The following is a 16541-nucleotide window of genomic DNA, read 5'->3' as shown; positions in this document are numbered from 1 at the left end:
TGGCCGGCCGAGCGCGCTCGGCCGGTCGCGATCACAGGGCTTTGGCGGGCGCCTTGGCCACCGTGCCGGTAACCATCCCGGCGGGCAGGTCGGCGATCTCCACCGGCAGGCCGTCCTGGCCCTGGACCACGTCACGCACCGTGTTCCAGTTCACCGCGCTGTTGGCCTGCAGCAGGTCGTCACGCTTGATCAGCGCATTGACCACCGCGGCCTGACGATCGATGTCGGTCGGATCGCCCTTCACGCTGACCGGCTGGTGCGCCTCCAGGTAGAGCTTGCCCTGGCTCACGCCGAACTTGTAGGGCTCGTCGAGGATGCGCACCGGGGTCCCTACCGGCAGCATGCCGACCAGTTCGGTGACATTGAAGTTGTACATGCGGAAGCAGCCATGGCTGACCTGCATGCCGATGCCGAACTTCTTGTCCGAACCGTGGATGAGATAGCCCGGCAGGGTCAGGCGGATCTTGTAGGGGCCGAGGGGATTGTCCGGACCGGGCGGCACCACCTTGGGCAGCGGATCGCCTTCGGCGGCGTGCTCGGCACGCACCGACTCCGGCGGATACCAGGACGGATCCTTGATCTTGTCCACCACCTTGGTCACGCCGATGGGCGAACCCCAGCCTTCGCGGCCGATGCCCAGCGGGTAGGTGAACACCGTGTGACCACCCTTGGGGTAGTAGTACATGCGGTATTCGGCGATGTTGATGACGATGCCTTCGCGCGGGCCGGGCGGCAGGATGAAGCGCGTGGGCAGCACGATCTCGGTGCCGGCGCCCGGCAACCAGGCATCGACGCCCGGGTTGGCGGCCACCATCTCGGTGTAGCCCAGATCGTACTTCTGGCCGAGATCGGCAAAGGTGTCTTCGTAGGCGGCCTTGATGACCTGAACCTCGCCGACCACGTCTTCACCGGGTGGCGGCAGGGGCAACTCCAGTGCCTGCGCCGTACCCGCGCTCAACAGACCAAACAGCGAGAGGGAACCGACCAGGGTCGAAACGCGCGCGGGCATGGGATGAATCCTTGCAAGAAGCAAAAAGGTGACGGCGCGAATTGTACACGCCTCGATCGGCGTCCGGCAGGGCCTCAAAAGACCTGTAACGGATTGGGCAAACCCCGTTTGGCGCCCTGCAGCCGCTGCATGCAGGCCGGGCAGAGGGTCTTGAGGCCCAGTGCCCGGCGATTCAGCGCATGCATCCGGGGCCGTGCCGGCAGCAGGGTGCCGCACAGGGTCCGGTCGGTCGGCGAGCCCAGCTCCAGCTGCCGGGCGACGATATGGACCCGACCCTCGCGGCAGGCGAACAGGTCGAGCTGGGCATCGGGCTGGATCAGCTGATAGCCGTGCATGGACCGGGAAAGGCGGGACATCGGGATACTCCAGGGGCGGATCCGCCGGGCGGTAGATTGGCCGGACCGGCGGGGCGCGCAACCTTAGCGGAAAGCCCCGCCGGGGAAAAGTCCGACGTTCAGTCGCGCAGCAGCGGCTGCAACTGGGGCCAGGCGTTGTCCAGCAGGCGTTGCTGGGCATTGGCCTGGGGGTGGATGCCGTCCGCCTGCATATAGGCCGGATCGCCGCCTACCCCTTCGAGCAGGAAGGGCACCAGGGCCACCTGCTGGGCCTTGGCCACGTCGGTATAGACCTGGGCGAAGCCGTCGGTATAGCGCGGTCCGTAGTTGGGCGGCAGGCGCATGCCCAGCAGCAGGACGCGCGCGCCCCTGGCCTTGGCCTGTTCCACCAGGGCGGTGAGGTTGCGCTCGAACTGGGCCAGCGGCTGGCCACGCAGACCGTCGTTGCCACCCAGTTCGATGGCCACCACCGCCGGTTGATGATCAGCCAGCAACCGCGGCAGTCGCGCCAGGCCGCCAGCGGTGGTGTCGCCGCTGATGGAGGCATTCACCACCTGATAGTCGAGCCGCTGCGCCTGCAGGCGCCGCTCCAGCAGGCGCACCCAGCCCTGGCCTTCGGCGAGGCCGTAGCCGGCACTGATACTGTCGCCCACCACCAGCAGGGTGCGCGCCATGGCCAGCGGCGTCAGGGTCAGACAGAGCACGGCCAGCAGCCAGGCAATGCCTTGGCGCAAAGGCGCACTGGACTTCGTCCGGCTTTTTGACTCTAACTCGCCACAGCCGCCCGCGTGCGGGCCCTTCGAATACGGCATCGGAAACCTCATGAGCGAAGTCATACTGCTGGCACGCGACCTTAGCAAGGTCGTCACGGGCGCGGAAGGCGCGCTGCCGATCCTCCAGGCGCTGGATCTGCAATTGCACGCCGGCGACAGTTTGGCCATCGTCGGCAGCTCGGGTTCCGGCAAGTCCACCCTGCTCGGCCTGCTGGCCGGTCTCGACCTGCCCAGCGGCGGCGAGGTCCATCTCGCCGGTCAGCGCCTGGACACCCTCGATGAAGACGCCCGCGCCCGCCTGCGCGCGGAACGGGTGGGCTTCGTCTTCCAGTCCTTCCAGCTGCTGGACAGCCTCACGGCGCTGGAAAACGTCATGCTGCCGCTGGAACTTGAGGGCGTGCGCCAGGCCCGGGAACAGGCGGTGGCCCTGCTGGAACGGGTCGGCCTGGGCGAACGGCTGCGTCACTATCCGCGCCAGCTCTCCGGTGGCGAGCAGCAGCGGGTGGCCCTGGCGCGCGCCTTCGCGCCGCGCCCCAGCATCCTCTTCGCCGACGAACCCACCGGCAATCTCGACAGCCGCACCGGCGCCCATATCAGTGATCTGCTGTTCGAACTCAATCGCGAGCGGGGCACGACGCTGGTGCTGGTGACCCATGACGAGCGCCTGGCCGCGCGCTGCGCCCGCCAATTGCGCCTGGAAGGCGGTCGGCAGGTCGCGGCATGAGGCGCACCGGCCTGCCCTTCGCCCGATTGTTCGGCCTGGCCTGGCGCCAGAGTCTGAGAGAACTCCGCGCCGGCGAGATCCGCATGCTCTGCCTGGCGCTGGTGGTGGCGGTCGCCGCCAGCGTCGCCATTGGCTACTTCACCGCCCGCCTGGGCGCGGGCATGGAAAATCGCGCCAGCGAATTTCTCGCCGCCGACCTGGTGCTGCTGGGCAGCGAACCGCCCCGCCCGGAACAGGTGGACGCCGGCCTGCAGCGGGGCCTCGAACACAGCCGCTCGCTCAATTTCAGCACCATGGCCGCGGGTGCCGAGGCCCTGCAGCTGGCCAGCGTCAAGGCGGTCCAGGCCAATTTTCCCCTGCGCGGCGAGGTGCGCAGCGCCGCGGTACCGGACGGTCCCGAGCAACCGGGCGGCGCTCCGGCACCCGGGGAGGCCTGGGTCGAGCCGCGCCTGCTGCTGGCGCTGGATGCCAAGGTGGGTGATCGCCTGGACATCGGCCGCAAGGCCCTCACCATCACCCGGGTGCTCACCTACGAACCGGATCGGGCGGGTGACTTCTACAGCCTGACGCCGCGGGTGCTGATCAATCTCGACGACGTGGCCGCCACCGGGGTCATCCAGCCCGGCAGCCGGGTGCGCTATCGCGAACTCTGGCGCGGCGAACCCCAGGCGCTGGCCGCCTATCGCCAGGCCCTCACCCCGACCCTGGCCGCCAACCAGCGCTTCGAAGGGCCGGGCGATGGCAATCGCCAGCTGGGCAATGCCCTGGAGCGCGCCCAGCGCTACCTGGGGCTGGCCAGCCTGGTGGCGGTGGTGCTGGCCGGCGTGGCGGTGGCGCTGTCGGCCAACCGCTTCGCCGCGCGGCGCTTCGATGCCAGCGCCCTGTTGCGCTGCCTGGGCCTGACTCGGCGTGATGCCCTGGTGCTCTATGGCCTGCAACTGGGGCTGCTGGGGCTGGCGGCGAGTCTGCTCGGCGCCCTGCTCGGCTGGCTGGCGCAGCTGGTGCTGTTCGAGCTGCTGCACGGTCTCTTGCCGGCGCGCCTGCCGGCCGCCGGAATCGGTCCGGCGCTGGCCGGCATGGGCACCGGCCTGGTCGCCCTGGTCGGCTTCGCCCTGCCGCCGCTGGCCGCCCTGGGGCGGGTCCCGCCGCTGCGGGTGTTGCGCAGCGACCTGCAGCCGGTGCCCCTGCGCACCTGGCTGGTCTACGCCTGCGCCCTGCTCGCGCTGGGGCTGATCATGTGGCGACTGTCGCTGGACCTGCGCCTGACCCTGGCGCTGCTGGTGGGCGGCCTGGTCGCCGGGCTGCTGTTCGGCAGCCTGCTCTACCTGGCCCTGCGCGGCCTGCGCCGGGGCATGCAGGGTGCGCCCCTGGCCTGGCGGCTGGGGCTGGGTCAACTGCTCCGGCATCCCCTGGCAGCGGTAGGCCAGACCCTGGCCTTCGGCCTGATCCTGCTGGCCATGAGTCTGGTGGTGCTGCTGCGGGGCGAGTTGCTGGAACGCTGGCAGGCGCAATTGCCGGCCGAGGCGCCCAACCACTTCGCCCTCAATGTCCTGCCGGACGAGCGCCAGGCCTTCGCCACGGCGGTGGGCGCTCTCTCGCCCCACGCCAGTCCGCTCTACCCCATCGTGCAGGGGCGGCTGGTCAGCGTGAAGGGACATCCGGCCCAGGAAGGCCTGGAAGACGACTCCCGCGGTGGCCGTGCCACCCGGCGTGATCTCAACCTGACCTGGTCGGCTGGATTGCCGGACGGCAACCGCCTGGAAGCCGGTCAGTGGTGGGATGCGCTGCCCGCCGGCGAGCTGCCCGGCGTCTCCCTGGAAAGCGAGCTGGCGCGCAGCCTCGGCGTCGGCCTGGGCGACACCCTGGGCTTCGTCATCGGCGATCGCCAGATCGAGGCGCGAGTCACCAGCCTGCGGCAGGTCAGCTGGGACAACTTCCAGCCGAACTTCTTCGTGATCTTCGCCCCGGGCGCCCTGCAGGACGTGCCCTTCACCTACCTGGGCAGCTTCTACCTGCCGCCTGGACACGACCGCGAATTACTGGCCCTGGCCCGGCAATTCCCGGCGGTGACCCTGCTGCCCATCGATGCCCTGCTCGACCAGCTGCGCAGCATCCTGCGCCAGGTCAGTGTGGCGGTGGAGTTCGTGCTGCTGTTCGTGCTGGCCGCCGGCATCGCCGTGCTGCTGGCCGGCCTGCAGGCGACCCTCGACGAGCGCATCCGCCAGGGCGCCCTGCTGCGTGCCCTGGGTGCCCGGCGCGAGTTGCTGCAACGGGCGCGGCGCACCGAATTCATCCTGCTCGGCGGCGCCAGTGGCTTGCTCGCGGCGCTCGGTTGCGAGATCGTCAGCGCCCTGCTCTACCGGCTGGCCTTCGACCTGGACTGGCAACCGCATCCCTGGCTGCTGCTGCTGCCGGTGCTGGGCGCCCTGCTGGTCGGCACGGCGGGCCTGCTGGGCACGCGGCGGGCCCTCACCGCCAGTCCGTTACTGATCCTGAGAGAAAGCTGATCCATGAGTCGCTACCGTCCGCCGCGCACCGCCGGCACGCCCCTGATCACCGCCGCTGGCGAGGCCCGGTTGCGCGCCGAACTGCACGAACTGTGGAACGTGCGCCGGCCCCAGGTCACCCAGGCGGTGAGCGAGGCGGCCGCGCTGGGGGATCGCTCGGAAAACGCCGAGTACATCTACGGCAAGAAGATGCTGCGCGAGATCGACAGCCGGGTGCGTTTCCTGCGCAAGCGACTGGAGAATCTCAAGGTGATCCGCGAGCGGCCGGCCGATCCGGGCAAGGTCTATTTTGGCGCCTGGGTCACCCTGGAAGACGACGAGGGCGCCGAGAAGCGCTATCGCATCGTCGGTCCGGACGAACTGGACCTCCGGCAGAACCTCATCAGCATCGACTCGCCTCTGGCGCGAGCGCTGGTCGGCAAGGCGCTGGACGCGGAAGTCCGCCTGCAGACGCCGGCTGGCGAACAGCGCTGGTACATCGTCGAGATCGCCTATCCCGAAGAGTGACGACTAGCGGCGGCGGGTGATCACGCCTTGCCGCGCCACCCGGGTCAATTCCCGCACCAGGGATTCGAGACCGGCCTGGCCGGGCGATTGCACCACGGCGAAGTCGAAGCTGTCGTCGCCGAAGCCGCGCAGCTGCTCGGCCCGGTCGGCGAAGCGGATCTGCAGGGTACGGCTGTGCGGCCAGCGCCTGGGCCAGCCTTCGAGATAACGCAGCAGGGTGGGCTGATCGGGACCGCCGAGCAGGATGGCGGGATGACAGGCGAGCTTGCCCTGGGTTAGGGGAGTCAGGCGTAGCGGGAGCGGTAGCATGGACGAAATTCCGCCTCGTGGATCCAGCTGGGCGGTAGTACGAGGCCTGTTCCGTCCAGCGCTTTAGCGGTATTTGTAAGCGCCCCGCAAGTTGCTGTTTAAATCGGCGCAGGATCATCCTAGGGAGGGCCCGACCGCCCTGTCAAGCGGGCTTCAACCGTCTTCGCCTCGGGTCGCCCCGGCGCCGGTCGCCGCCACGGCCGGAGCTTCCAGGCGCGCCCGTTCACGACTGAAGGCCACCCGGTATTTGTTGACGCTGGCCACGTAGTTGACCACTCCGATACCCACCTCCTCGGCGGCGATGCGCTCGACCTGAAAGAACCAGCGATCGCCGTCCAGCCCCTGCTTGCGTGCCTTGGCCCGCAGCGCCTGGACGCGCTCCGGGCCAAGGTTGTAGGCCGCCAGCGTGAAGGCGCGGCGCTCGCGTTCGGCAAGCCGCGGACTGGAGAAGAACTCGCGGCGCAGGCGCGCCAGGTAGCGGGTGGCGGCCTTGACGTTGTCCTCGGCGGAATGCAGGTTGCGCACCCCGACGCTGCGCGCCGCCCGCGGGGTGATCTGCAGCAGCCCCGCGGCGCGGCCGGCACCGAGCGCATGGGGATCGAGGCCGGATTCCTTGTAGGCCATGGCGGCCAGGGTCAGCCAGTCGAAGTCGTAGGCCTTGGCATAGCGCTGCAGCAGCGGCCGCACCTGGGCCAGGCGCTTGCGGTCATGGGCCTGCAGCGGATCGCGCACCTGATAGCGGCGCGCATAGGCCTGGCGAAAGGCCTTGTCATCATCGCGCGCCTGGGGTGCCCGGGCGAAGGCCCGGATCCGCTCGGCGAGCTGATGCGCCGGGGCGCGCACGTACCAGAGCTGCGCCTGGTCATGGGCCACCACCACCCGATCGGCGACCCGCAGGCGCGGCAGCACCCGCGCCCAGCGATGCGCCAGGCCGGATTCGACGACGCTGAGCGGATAGATGCCGGCCTGGGTCAGCTCCAGGACGTCCTCCACCGCCAGGGTCGGATCGGCCCACTCGACCTGCACTGGCCGCAATCTGCGCTTTTCCAGCTGGACGTTGAGCCGTTCCAGGGCCGGGCCGGCGGCGCTGCCCTGGGGCAGCACCACCCGCCGCCCGGCCAGTTGTTCCAGATGGCGAGGCAGGCGCTGGCCGCGTCCGCCCACCACTACCAAACTGGTGGGCGCCGCCACCGACGCGGCGATCAGTGCCGAACGCGGCGGCGGCAGCAAGGTTTCGCCTGGCGCCACCAGATCGCCCTCGCCGCGCTGCAGCGCCGCCAGGAGGTCGTCCTTGGCCTTGGGCACAAAGACCAGGCGCAGCGGCCGGCCCCCGGGCTGCTGCCGCAGGTAGCGGGCGAAGGCCTCCAGGCGCCGATACTCGATGCCCAGGGCCTGGCCGTTCCATTCGCCGGAGCTGTGCCGACTCTGGTTGACCAGGACGCGCAATTCACCGGCACGCTCGATGGCGACCAGGTCGCGGGCCGCGACATGGCGCGGTGCTTCGGGTGGCAGGGCGCCGAGCCGCGCCTGGGCGGAACCGGCGAGCAGGCAGCCGAGGATGGCAAGGGTGAATCGAAACGGCATCCAGGACTCCTGACCTGGCCGGGACAGCGCCGAAAGCACCCGGACTACGGATAGAATGAAGGGACAAAGTCTGTAGAAGGTCCGCACCATGCAATTGATCGACATCGGCGTCAACCTCACCCACCCCAGTCTGCTCAAGCAGGTGGACGCGGTGATCGAGCGGGCCCAGGCCGCCGGTGTGATGCAACTGGTGCTGACCGGCACCACCCTCGAAGACAGCGAGAACGCCCTCAACCTCTGCCTGCGCCTGGATGCGGGTGAGGCCCTGTTCAGCACCGCGGGCGTCCATCCCCACGAAGCCTCGACCTGGGACGCGGCCGCCGCCAGGACCCTGCGCGACCTGGCCAGCCAGCCCAAGGTGCGGGCCCTGGGCGAATGCGGCCTGGACTTCAATCGCGACTTCACCCCGCGACCGCAGCAGGAGCGCTGCTTCGAGGAACAGCTGGCCCTGGCCGCCGAATTGCGCCGCCCGGTGTTTCTCCACGAGCGCGACGCCAGCGAGCGGATGCTGGCGATCCTGCGCGACTATCGCGACCACCTGCCGGCCGCGGTGGTGCATTGTTTCACCGGCGAACGCAAGGCGCTCTACGGCTACCTGGATCTCGACCTGCACCTGGGCATCACCGGCTGGATCTGCGACGAGCGCCGCGGCCTGCACCTGCACGAGCTGGTCGGGCAGATCCCGGTCGGCCGGCTGATGCTGGAAACCGATGCCCCCTACCTACTGCCGCGCACACTCAGACCCAAGCCGCGCCATGGCCATAACGAACCGGCCTTCCTGCCGGAGATCCTGCGCACCGTGGCGCGCCTGCGCAACGAAACGCCCGAGCAGACCGCCCTGCACACCACCGCCACCGCCCGCGCCTTCTTCGGGCTGCCGGAGATCGCCGCGCCAGAGAGGGTCGAGCCATTCGACTAAGACGCGGGTGTCGTTTCGCTAAAGTCAGACCCGTGCAAGCCGTTAACCTTTGGGCTTATCCCACGGCGTCAGACGTCTTCTCGCAGGACGTTGACGCCAGTCAAGATCCGGGTCGCGCCGGCCTGCCAGGCTATGCGGCCCCGCCGACTGGATACCCCCTATGTTTGCCTGGCTGCGCGATATTTCCCTCAAGTACAAATTCTGGGCGGTCAACGCCGTCGCCTTCTTCACCAGCCTGCTGCTGGTGCTGTTCGCCATGCAGCTGGAGGTCTCCGGCCGCGCCGAGCAGCTCAAGGCGGTCAAGGCCGTCGTGGGTGAGGCGGCCAGCAGGCTGAACGCCCCGACGTTCGGCGAGATCTTCATCGCCCGGGCGCCGGAATACGCCCTGGCCGTGGGCGTGCTGATGCTGGTGCTGCTGGTGGCCTCGCAGCTCCTGATCCGCTTCATCCTCGGCAATCTGCAACGCCTCAAGGACACCATGCTGCGGGTGGAGCGCGACGGCGACCTCACCGCCCGGGTCGAGGTGCGCGGACGCGACGAGGTCGGGCAGATGACCCAGGCCTTCAACGCCATGCAGGACAGCTACACCCGCGTCGTCGGTACCGTGGCCGCCAGCGCCTCGCGCCTGGACGAAGGCGCCGGACGTCTGGCCAGCGGCATGCAGGGCGTGCGTGGCGGCATGCACGATCAGCAGCACGAGACCGATCAGGCGGCCACCGCGATCAACGAGATGAGCGCCACCGTGCAGCAGATCGCCGAGCACGCCGCCGGCACCCGCGACCAGTCCCAGGAAGCCGATCGCCTGGCCGGCGCCGGCCAGCAGGCGGTGGAGCGCGTCAGCCATTCCATCGCCGACCTCTCCCAGGGCGTGCAGCAGACCGCGGTGATGATCCAGGAGCTGGCCGAGAACAGCGAGCGCATCACCAGCGTGGTCAACGTCATCCACGGCATCGCCGAGCAGACCAACCTGCTGGCGCTCAACGCCGCCATCGAGGCGGCCCGCGCCGGCGAGGCCGGCCGTGGCTTCGCCGTGGTGGCCGACGAGGTGCGCAACCTGGCCAAGCGCGTCCAGGGCTCCACCGACGAGATCACCCGCATGGTCGACGGCCTCCAGGCCGGTACCCGCGATGCCGTGGAATTCATGCGCGAGAGTTCGCTCAAGGCCGACGATTGCGTGGTCCAGGCCGGCGCCGCCGGACAGGCCCTCGCCGACATCACCGCCGCCGTGACCCTGATGCGCGACAGCAACACCCAGATCGCCGTGGCCGCGGAGCAGCAGGCGCAGGTGGCGGAAGAGATGAGCAGGTCGGTTGTAGGCATCCGCGATGTCACGGAAAGGACCATGCTGCTGACGCAGGAGTCGGCCAGCACCAGCACCGAACTGGCCGCCCTCGCAGGAACCCTGAATCAGGCGATCCGCCAGCTGCGCCTATAGCCTCCATAGCGAGAGCGCATTCGCGCGGTTGCCCGACAGGCGGCAAGATGCCCGCACGTTTTTGGAGAACCGCCATGCGCTCGGTCAGCACCCTCACTTCCGCCGTTCTGTTGCTGCTGGGTCTGGGCTGCATCGCTCAGGCCCTCGGCAACCCGCATCCGCAACCGCTGATCCTGGCGGCCATCGTCTGCCTGGTGGCCTTCGCCCTGCAGGAACCCGACGCCCTCCCCGCGCCTCAGTCGCTGCGCGCCTGACGCTCACGCAGCTGGCGTTTCAACGCTTTCAGCGCCTTCGATAGCGCCGCCGGATCCGCGGGTCGACCGGCATAGCGCTGCGCCTGGAATTCCGCCGAGAACGCCTTGATCGCCGCCTGTGCCGCCGGCAGCTCGGCCATGGCGCGCCCGGCGAAGCTGCCCGCCGCCTCGCCGTTTCGGCGCCTGACACCTTGTCGCGCCAGCAGGCGCTCGAACTGGCCGAAGCGCGTCAGCAGGGGATCCCGCGACCGCTGCCAGGGCTTGAGCACCAGCAGCGCCATCACCCCGAGCACGCCCAGCACCACCAGCGCCAACAGCAGCCCCAGACGTTGCAGCGAGCCCTCGCCGAGCAACCGCTTGAACAGTTCGCCCTGGGTGTCCTCCTGGTAGTTGAGCACCCAGCGCTGCCAGCCGTAGTTGAGGCGATCCCAGCCCAGGCGCAGGTCATTGAGCCAGGCCAGGTTGCGATAGCGATTGGCGGCGAAGGGATTGTCGGCGAGGAATTCATTGGCCGCGCCCTGGGCCGCCAGGGCCTCCTGCAGGCCACGCTCTATCCGCTCGGGCGCCACCTGGGCGGTGGGATCGACGCTGATCCAGCCGCGCCCCGGCAGCCAGTATTCCACCCAGGCGTGGGCATCGAATTGCTGCACCAGCAGATAGCCGCCCGCCGCGTTGAATTCACCACCCTGGTAGCCCGCCACCACCCGCGCCGGGATGCCCGCCACCCGCAGGGCAAAGGTCATGGCTCCGGCATAGTGGGCGCAGAAACCGCGACGGTTGTCGAAGAGAAAGGCGTCGATGGCATCGACAGTCGCCGTGGGCGGCTGCAGGGTATAGACGAAGGGCTGCTGGCGAAAATAGGCCAGGATCGCCTGGGCCAGGGCCTCGGGCGTCGAGGTCCGCGTCTTGAGCTGGGCCACCCAGGCACGGGTGCGCGGTTCGCCGCCACTGGGCAGCTGCAGCGCGCGACGCTGGCTGGAGGCGGACAGCCGCTCCGGCTCGCGGGTCGCCTGCGGCCAGCTGGATACCCGGTAGAGCAGCGCCTGGTCCACCGGGCGGCGGCGCTGCAGATGGAAGTCGCTGGCCAGGCGCACGTCGCGCTGGTCGCTGCGCGCCACGTCCAGGCCATAGAGCCACGGCCGACCGCTCGGCTCCATGACCACCTGATAATCCAGTTGGGGTCCGCCAGGCGTCCAGGCCGGTTCCGGACTCCAGGCCGTATCAGGATCCACCGACCAGCGCGCGCCATCGAAGCGCTCGTAGGTGGTGGCCCGCCAGTAGAGATCGCGCTGCGCCGGCCGGTCACCGACGAAGCTGACCCGGAACACCCGCTCGGCGGATTGCGAGAGCTGGGCGATCTCCCCCGGCGCCATGCTGTCGCCCAGTCCGGTGCGCGCCTGGTCGCCCGGTTGCGGCAGCGACCACAGCGGACCGATGCGCGGAAACACCAGGAACAGCAGCAGCATCAGCGGCACCGCCTGCAGCAGCAGGGTGCCGGCGACCTTCAGCGTCGCCAGCGGCCGACTGGCCAGGGTGCTCTGCTGCAGTCCGATCAGCGCCGCCACCAGGGCGGTCACCGGCAACAGGCTGTAGAGCGCGGCGAGCAGGCCGTCCTCGAACAGGTAGGCGATCACCACCGCGAAGAAACCCAGGTAGATCACCACCAGGGCATCGCGGCGACTGTGCATCTCGATCAGCTTGAGGGCAAAGGTCACCAGCAGCAGCACGGCACCGGCGTCCAGGCCGATGAAGGAGCCGCGCGACAACCAGATGCCGCCCATGGTCAGCAGCAGCAGGCCGCCCTTTTCGATCCGCGTCGGCGCCCGCACTCGCATGCGGAACAGCAGCACCCGCCAGCCGGCGCAAAAGGCCCAGAGCAGACCAACCCAGGGCGGCAGATGGGTGAGGTGCGGCAGGATCACCAGCGCCTGGGCCACCAGCAGCCAGATCAGGGCGATGCGCGGAATGGGGTGTGGCACGGCGGTGCTCATGACGGCCGTCCGAACAGGGCCAGGGCCTGCAGCGCCGCGTCACGCTGGCTTTCGCCGCTGGCGGGCGCCAGCTCCACCCCGGGCACCCTGAGGCCGAAGCGCAGCTGGCGGGCACTGCAATCCAGCACCGCCTGGCACAGCCAGGACAGCCGGGTCTCGGTGTCGCCATCGAGCACGCTGAAATCCAGCCAGAGTTCGCTGCCGGCCAGCGCGGTGAAGTCCTTGACCAGCAGGCCCTGCCCGCGGGAAAAGGCCTTCCAGTCCAGCCGCCGGCGCGAATCGCCGGGCTGATAGGGCCGCAGACCCTGGAAGTCGTCGGCGCCCTGTCCCGCCTGGCGCTGGCCTTCCTCGCCTCCGGCATCCTGGCCGCTGCGCAGCGGCGTCGTGGTCGCCAGGGGCTGCGGATAGACCAGGGCGCGCACGTCCAGGTCCAGCCAGCTCCACGCGACGAACAGGCCGAGGGGAAAACGGCTCTCCACCCGCAGCCGCCCGGGTCTGAGCCAACCGCGGTTCGGCGCCGGGTGAAAGATCTGCAGGGCGACGCTCTCTCCCGCCGGTACGTCGCTGAGCACCCGCGGTTCGTTGCGCCAGCCCAGGGCGATGCCCTGGTGCGCGCGGCCACTGCTCTCCAGGCGCAGGCGAAAACCGGCGGCCTCCCCGACGAACACCGGGCTGGCGCCGCCGCCGACCAGTTGCAGACCGGCCAGGTTGCGGTAGGTGTGCAGCATGGCCACCAGCGCCAGGGAAAACAGCAGGAAGGTCAGGCCATAGGCCAGGCTGTTCTGGTAGTTGATGCCGGCCAGCAGCATCAGCAGCAAGGCGATGGCGAAGGCGCCGCCCTGGCGGGTGGGCAGGATGAAGATGCGCCGCTGATCGAGGGTGATGCGATTGGCCGGCGGAATCCGCCGCGCCAGCCAGGCGTCTCGATAGCGCTGCCAGGCGCTGCCGGTCACAGCGCCGGGACTTCGCGCAGCAGCCACTGCACCAGGGCGCCCCCCCCATGCCCGGCGGGATCGGCGATGTCGCGCAGGCGATGCCCGGCCACCGCCGGCAGCACCGTCTGGACGTCCTCGGGCAGCACATGGTCGCGCCCCGCCAGCAGTGCCCAGGCTCGCGCCGCGGCCAGCAGCGCCAGGCTGCCGCGCGGCGACAGGCCAAGGGCGAAGGACGTCTGGGTGCGGGTGGCCTCCACCAGACGCAGCACATAGTCCACCACCGCCTCGCTGGCATGGATGCGCGGCACCTCGGCCTGGATCAGCCGCAACTGGGCGTGATCCAGCAGGGGCTCCAGGCGCGGCAGCTGCTCACGTCCGGAACCGCCGAGCAGCAGCGCCCGCTCGGCGGCGCGTCCGGGATAGCCGAGCGACAGGCGCATCAGGAAGCGGTCGAGCTGGGATTCCGGCAGGGCGAAGGTGCCGCCCTGAGAGATGGGATTCTGGGTGGCGATGACAAAGAAGGGATCGGGCAAGGGACGGGTGGCGCCCTCGATGGTCACCTGCCCCTCCTCCATGGCTTCCAGCAGCGCGCTCTGGCTCTTGGGCGTGGCGCGATTGATCTCGTCGGCCAGCAGCAATTCGGCGAACACCGGCCCGGGATGGAAGACGAACTGCCCGCTGTTGCGATCGAACACCGAGGTGCCGAGGATATCGCCAGGCAGGAGGTCGGAGGTGAACTGGATGCGCTGGAAGGACAGCCCCAGCACCTTGGCCAGGGCATGGCTGAGGGTGGTCTTGCCCATGCCGGGCAGGTCCTCGATCAGCAGGTGTCCCCGCGCCAGCAGGCAGGCCAGCGCCAGCCTGACCTGGGTTTCCTTGCCCAACAAAACGCCGTCTACCGCCTTGAGACAGGCGTTCAACCTATCGTGCATGCCCTGAGGTCTCTCGCCTTGCGCCGACATGAGAAGGCGTCGGCCTGCAAGACGAGAATAGCAGCACCTTTTGCCGGGGACCGTCGCCCCGGAGGTTTACCGCTTATTTCAGGGTGGCGAGGATCTCTTCCACGGCGCGGGCCGGATCGGCGGCGCGGGCGATGGGGCGGCCGATCACCAGGTAGTCGGAGCCGGCGTCCAGGGCCTCGCGTGGAGTGAGGATGCGGCGCTGGTCATCCAGGGCGCTGCCGGCCGGCCGGATACCGGGGGTGACCAGTTGCAGCGCCGGTTGCGCGGCCTTGAGCGCCGAGGCCTCCTGGGCCGAGCAGACCAGGCCGTCCAGGCCGGCGCGAGCGGCCAGACCGGCCAGGCGCAACACCTGCTCCTGGGGATCCACGTCCAGCCCGATGTCGGCCAGGTCCTCGCGCTCCATGCTGGTCAGCACGGTGACACCGATCAGCAGCGGCTTGGGACCCTGGAAGGCCTCCAGGGTCTCGCGACAGGCGGTCATCATGCGCAGGCCGCCCGAGCAGTGGACATTGACCATCCAGACGCCCATCTCCGCCGCGGCCTTGACCGCCATGGCGGTGGTGTTGGGGATGTCGTGGAATTTCAGGTCGAGGAAGACTTCGAAGCCGCGCGTGCGCAGGGCTTCCACCACCCCGGCGGCGCTGGCGGTGAACAGCTCCTTGCCAACCTTGACCCGGCAGGTGGCGGGGTCGAGGCGGTCGGCCAGCGCCAGGGCGGCGGACGACGAAGGGAAATCCAGGGCGACGATGATGGGAGACTGGCAGGCGGACATGGGAGCTCTCGGCAAAACGGCAAAGGCCGGCATTTTCGCAGAAAAGCGCCGCGCCGGCACTTGGCCGTTCTTGTCCTTCAGCTCGGCTTGAGCAATCGCTCGCGCAGCCAGTTGCCCGCCGGACCCAGCGGCCGTCGCCGCGACCAGACCACGTCCACCGCCACCCGCTGCGGCCAGCCGGGTACGGCCAGCTCCACCAGCCGTCCCTGGCCGAAGGTGGTCACCAGCCACAGCGGCAGCTCGGCCCAGCCGAACCCCTGCACCGCCATGTCCAGCAGCAGCAGGTAGTCGGGCGCCGACCAGCAGCGACCGCGGGTGTCCGGCAGGCGGCTGACCTGCTGGGAGACGTCGGTCACGGTACTCAGGCGCAGCAGGCGATAAGGCGCCAGGTCGGCCGGTGTGACCCGCTCCAGCGCCGCCAGCGGATGATCGGCGGCGACATAGAGGCCAAAGGTGACCAGGCCATCCAGGGTCGCCGCCTCGATGTCCGCCGGATAGGGCGGCTGACCGGCGAGCAGGCCCAGATCCGCGCGTCCCTGCACCAGGCTGAGCACATCGGCGTCCTCGGCGATCAGGCATTCGAATTCGAGATCCGGGTAGCGCTGGTCCAGTTCCGTCAGCAGCGCCTCGTAACGGGTGGGCTGATAGGTATCGGAGATCACCAGGGTCAGGCGCGGCTCCACCCCGGCCGCCAGTTGGGTGGCGCGATTGGCCAGGCGGTCATGGGCCGAGAGCACGGCGCGGGCCTGATCGAGCAGTTGCTCGCCGGCGGCCGTCAGCACCGGGTAGCGGCCCTGGCGATCGAACAGCGGGATCCCCAGTTCGTCCTCCAGCCGGGCGATGCTCTCGCTGATACTGGACTGCCGCTTGCCCAGCACCCGGGCCGCCGCACTGAATGAGCCTGTCGCGGCCGCCTCGACGAAGGCCTCGAGGGCCTCGGCATTGGGATACATATCGGCTCAGCCTATGGAGTCCATTTTGATCTCCCCAGCTTAACCGATGAGACTGAAGGCCTGTCCATCAGGGAGTCGTCTCATGTCCATTCCGCTCACCCAGCGTCCCGCCAGTGCCCGCGTGCTCCACGCCCTGCTTTTCGAAGGCCTCGCCGTGCTGCTCGCCACCCCGACCCTGGCCTGGCTGCTGGATCGCTCCCTGGGGCACATGGGCCTGCTCACCGCGGCCTTTTCCGCCATCGCCATGCTCTGGAATCTGGTCTTCAACCTGGGTTTCGATAGACTGCAGGAGCGCCTGGGCTTCACCCGTGGCCTGGGTGTCCGGCTGCTGCACGCCCTCGGCTTCGAAGGCGGATTGATCGTGGTACTGGTACCACTGGCCGCCTGGTGGCTGTCCATCAGCCTGTGGCAGGCACTGCTGCTGGACCTGGGGCTGATCCTGTTCTTCCTGCCCTATACCCTGGCGTTCAACTGGCTCTACGACCTGGGTTACGCCGCCTGGCTCAGACGCACGAATGCGAGCTGCCGGGCGCACTGACCGACGCTCCCGTGGTCGAAGCGATATAGCCACT

General features: G+C 69.3%; 17 protein-coding genes. 7 read left to right on the top strand and 10 right to left on the bottom strand.

Annotation, left to right across the window (positions count from 1 at the left end):
* Positions 1–31: 31 nt before the first annotated feature.
* From FHR73_RS01265 to FHR73_RS01255, 3 genes are all read right to left on the bottom strand, one after another.
* Complete coding sequence (locus tag FHR73_RS01265) at positions 32–1009, bottom strand: L,D-transpeptidase family protein (RefSeq protein ID WP_183628934.1); 978 nt, start codon at positions 1007–1009, stop codon at positions 32–34.
* A gap of 74 nt (positions 1010–1083) precedes the next feature.
* The gene (locus tag FHR73_RS01260) at positions 1084–1365 is read right to left on the bottom strand and encodes a hypothetical protein (RefSeq protein WP_183628932.1); all 282 of its coding nucleotides are present in this window, start codon (positions 1363–1365) and stop codon (positions 1084–1086) included.
* Between the two features lie 98 nt (positions 1366–1463).
* Complete coding sequence (locus FHR73_RS01255) at positions 1464–2018, bottom strand: arylesterase (RefSeq protein WP_183630165.1); 555 nt, start codon at positions 2016–2018, stop codon at positions 1464–1466.
* Between the two features lie 148 nt (positions 2019–2166).
* Here FHR73_RS01255 and FHR73_RS01250 point away from each other — a divergent pair, with 148 nt between their 5' ends.
* Genes FHR73_RS01250 through greB form a run of 3 tightly spaced genes read left to right on the top strand, consistent with a single transcriptional unit; the run spans position 2167 to position 5855 of the window.
* Positions 2167–2841, top strand: coding sequence for an ABC transporter ATP-binding protein (locus FHR73_RS01250; RefSeq protein WP_183628930.1), 675 nt, complete (start codon positions 2167–2169; stop codon positions 2839–2841).
* Positions 2838–5348 carry an ABC transporter permease gene (locus tag FHR73_RS01245; RefSeq protein ID WP_183628928.1) on the top strand — a complete coding sequence of 837 codons (2511 nt, stop codon included), beginning with the start codon at positions 2838–2840 and terminating at the stop codon, positions 5346–5348. The genes FHR73_RS01250 and FHR73_RS01245 overlap by 4 nt, the downstream gene beginning before the upstream one ends.
* 3 nt (positions 5349–5351) lie before the next feature.
* The gene (greB, locus tag FHR73_RS01240; protein ID WP_183628926.1) at positions 5352–5855 is read left to right on the top strand and encodes a transcription elongation factor GreB; all 504 of its coding nucleotides are present in this window, start codon (positions 5352–5354) and stop codon (positions 5853–5855) included.
* Between the two features lie 3 nt (positions 5856–5858).
* Here greB and FHR73_RS01235 read toward each other — a convergent pair whose 3' ends face one another.
* Both FHR73_RS01235 and FHR73_RS01230 read right to left on the bottom strand, forming a co-directional pair.
* Positions 5859–6164, bottom strand: coding sequence for a hypothetical protein (locus tag FHR73_RS01235; RefSeq protein WP_183628924.1), 306 nt, complete (start codon positions 6162–6164; stop codon positions 5859–5861).
* A gap of 153 nt (positions 6165–6317) precedes the next feature.
* Positions 6318–7748, bottom strand: a complete 1431-nt coding sequence (locus tag FHR73_RS01230) for a transglycosylase SLT domain-containing protein (protein WP_183628922.1) — start codon at positions 7746–7748, stop codon at positions 6318–6320.
* 88 nt (positions 7749–7836) lie between these two features.
* Between FHR73_RS01230 and FHR73_RS01225 the strand changes: the two genes are divergently transcribed.
* From FHR73_RS01225 to FHR73_RS01215, 3 genes are all read left to right on the top strand, one after another.
* A complete protein-coding gene (locus FHR73_RS01225) occupies positions 7837–8667 on the top strand; it encodes a TatD family hydrolase (RefSeq protein WP_183628920.1) in 831 nt (276 codons plus the stop codon).
* Positions 8668–8827: 160 nt separating this feature from the next.
* A complete protein-coding gene (locus FHR73_RS01220; protein WP_183628918.1) occupies positions 8828–10102 on the top strand; it encodes a methyl-accepting chemotaxis protein in 1275 nt (424 codons plus the stop codon).
* Positions 10103–10176: 74 nt separating this feature from the next.
* On the top strand, positions 10177–10356 hold the full coding sequence (locus tag FHR73_RS01215) for a hypothetical protein (RefSeq protein WP_183628916.1): 180 nt from the start codon (positions 10177–10179) through the stop codon (positions 10354–10356).
* Here the strand turns inward: FHR73_RS01215 and FHR73_RS01210 are convergent.
* From FHR73_RS01210 to FHR73_RS01190, 5 genes are all read right to left on the bottom strand, one after another.
* A complete protein-coding gene (locus tag FHR73_RS01210) occupies positions 10338–12347 on the bottom strand; it encodes a DUF3488 and transglutaminase-like domain-containing protein (RefSeq protein WP_183628914.1) in 2010 nt (669 codons plus the stop codon). The genes FHR73_RS01215 and FHR73_RS01210 overlap by 19 nt on opposite strands.
* Entirely contained in the window at positions 12344–13300 is a 957-nt protein-coding gene (locus FHR73_RS01205; RefSeq protein ID WP_183628912.1) for a DUF58 domain-containing protein, read from the bottom strand. Before FHR73_RS01205 ends, FHR73_RS01210 begins: the two co-directional genes overlap by 4 nt.
* Complete coding sequence (locus FHR73_RS01200) at positions 13297–14214, bottom strand: MoxR family ATPase (protein WP_183628909.1); 918 nt, start codon at positions 14212–14214, stop codon at positions 13297–13299. Before FHR73_RS01200 ends, FHR73_RS01205 begins: the two co-directional genes overlap by 4 nt.
* A gap of 103 nt (positions 14215–14317) precedes the next feature.
* Positions 14318–15016: an orotidine-5'-phosphate decarboxylase gene (pyrF, locus tag FHR73_RS01195; protein WP_027599014.1), complete on the bottom strand. Its 699-nt coding sequence runs from the start codon at positions 15014–15016 to the stop codon at positions 14318–14320.
* 77 nt (positions 15017–15093) lie between these two features.
* Complete coding sequence (locus FHR73_RS01190) at positions 15094–15969, bottom strand: LysR family transcriptional regulator (RefSeq protein ID WP_183628907.1); 876 nt, start codon at positions 15967–15969, stop codon at positions 15094–15096.
* A gap of 82 nt (positions 15970–16051) precedes the next feature.
* Between FHR73_RS01190 and FHR73_RS01185 the strand changes: the two genes are divergently transcribed.
* Positions 16052–16507, top strand: a complete 456-nt coding sequence (locus FHR73_RS01185) for a multidrug/biocide efflux PACE transporter (RefSeq protein ID WP_183628905.1) — start codon at positions 16052–16054, stop codon at positions 16505–16507.
* The last annotated feature ends 34 nt before the right edge of the window (positions 16508–16541 follow it).

The organism is Pseudomonas sp. AS2.8, assembly GCF_014190935.1.
Lineage (GTDB): Bacteria > Pseudomonadota > Gammaproteobacteria > Pseudomonadales > Pseudomonadaceae > Chryseomonas.
Note: the sequence above shows the minus strand (reverse complement) of the source record. Positions and strands in the feature narration are given on the sequence as shown.

What these genes read in the sequence shown, in the direction of transcription:
- FHR73_RS01235 (WP_183628924.1), bottom strand. Translation starts at nt 6,164, where the DNA reads ATGCTACCGCTCCCGCTACGCCTGACTCCCCTAACCCAGGGCAAGCTC.
- FHR73_RS01185 (WP_183628905.1), top strand. Translation starts at nt 16,052, where the DNA reads ATGTCCATTCCGCTCACCCAGCGTCCCGCCAGTGCCCGCGTGCTCCAC.
- FHR73_RS01255 (WP_183630165.1), bottom strand. Translation starts at nt 2,018, where the DNA reads ATGGCGCGCACCCTGCTGGTGGTGGGCGACAGTATCAGTGCCGGCTAC.
- FHR73_RS01230 (WP_183628922.1), bottom strand. Translation starts at nt 7,748, where the DNA reads ATGCCGTTTCGATTCACCCTTGCCATCCTCGGCTGCCTGCTCGCCGGT.
- FHR73_RS01245 (WP_183628928.1), top strand. Translation starts at nt 2,838, where the DNA reads ATGAGGCGCACCGGCCTGCCCTTCGCCCGATTGTTCGGCCTGGCCTGG.
- greB (WP_183628926.1), top strand. Translation starts at nt 5,352, where the DNA reads ATGAGTCGCTACCGTCCGCCGCGCACCGCCGGCACGCCCCTGATCACC.
- FHR73_RS01220 (WP_183628918.1), top strand. Translation starts at nt 8,828, where the DNA reads ATGTTTGCCTGGCTGCGCGATATTTCCCTCAAGTACAAATTCTGGGCG.
- FHR73_RS01190 (WP_183628907.1), bottom strand. Translation starts at nt 15,969, where the DNA reads ATGTATCCCAATGCCGAGGCCCTCGAGGCCTTCGTCGAGGCGGCCGCG.
- pyrF (WP_027599014.1), bottom strand. Translation starts at nt 15,016, where the DNA reads ATGTCCGCCTGCCAGTCTCCCATCATCGTCGCCCTGGATTTCCCTTCG.
- FHR73_RS01200 (WP_183628909.1), bottom strand. Translation starts at nt 14,214, where the DNA reads ATGCACGATAGGTTGAACGCCTGTCTCAAGGCGGTAGACGGCGTTTTG.
- FHR73_RS01225 (WP_183628920.1), top strand. Translation starts at nt 7,837, where the DNA reads ATGCAATTGATCGACATCGGCGTCAACCTCACCCACCCCAGTCTGCTC.
- FHR73_RS01250 (WP_183628930.1), top strand. Translation starts at nt 2,167, where the DNA reads ATGAGCGAAGTCATACTGCTGGCACGCGACCTTAGCAAGGTCGTCACG.
- FHR73_RS01210 (WP_183628914.1), bottom strand. Translation starts at nt 12,347, where the DNA reads ATGAGCACCGCCGTGCCACACCCCATTCCGCGCATCGCCCTGATCTGG.
- FHR73_RS01260 (WP_183628932.1), bottom strand. Translation starts at nt 1,365, where the DNA reads ATGTCCCGCCTTTCCCGGTCCATGCACGGCTATCAGCTGATCCAGCCC.
- FHR73_RS01265 (WP_183628934.1), bottom strand. Translation starts at nt 1,009, where the DNA reads ATGCCCGCGCGCGTTTCGACCCTGGTCGGTTCCCTCTCGCTGTTTGGT.
- FHR73_RS01215 (WP_183628916.1), top strand. Translation starts at nt 10,177, where the DNA reads ATGCGCTCGGTCAGCACCCTCACTTCCGCCGTTCTGTTGCTGCTGGGT.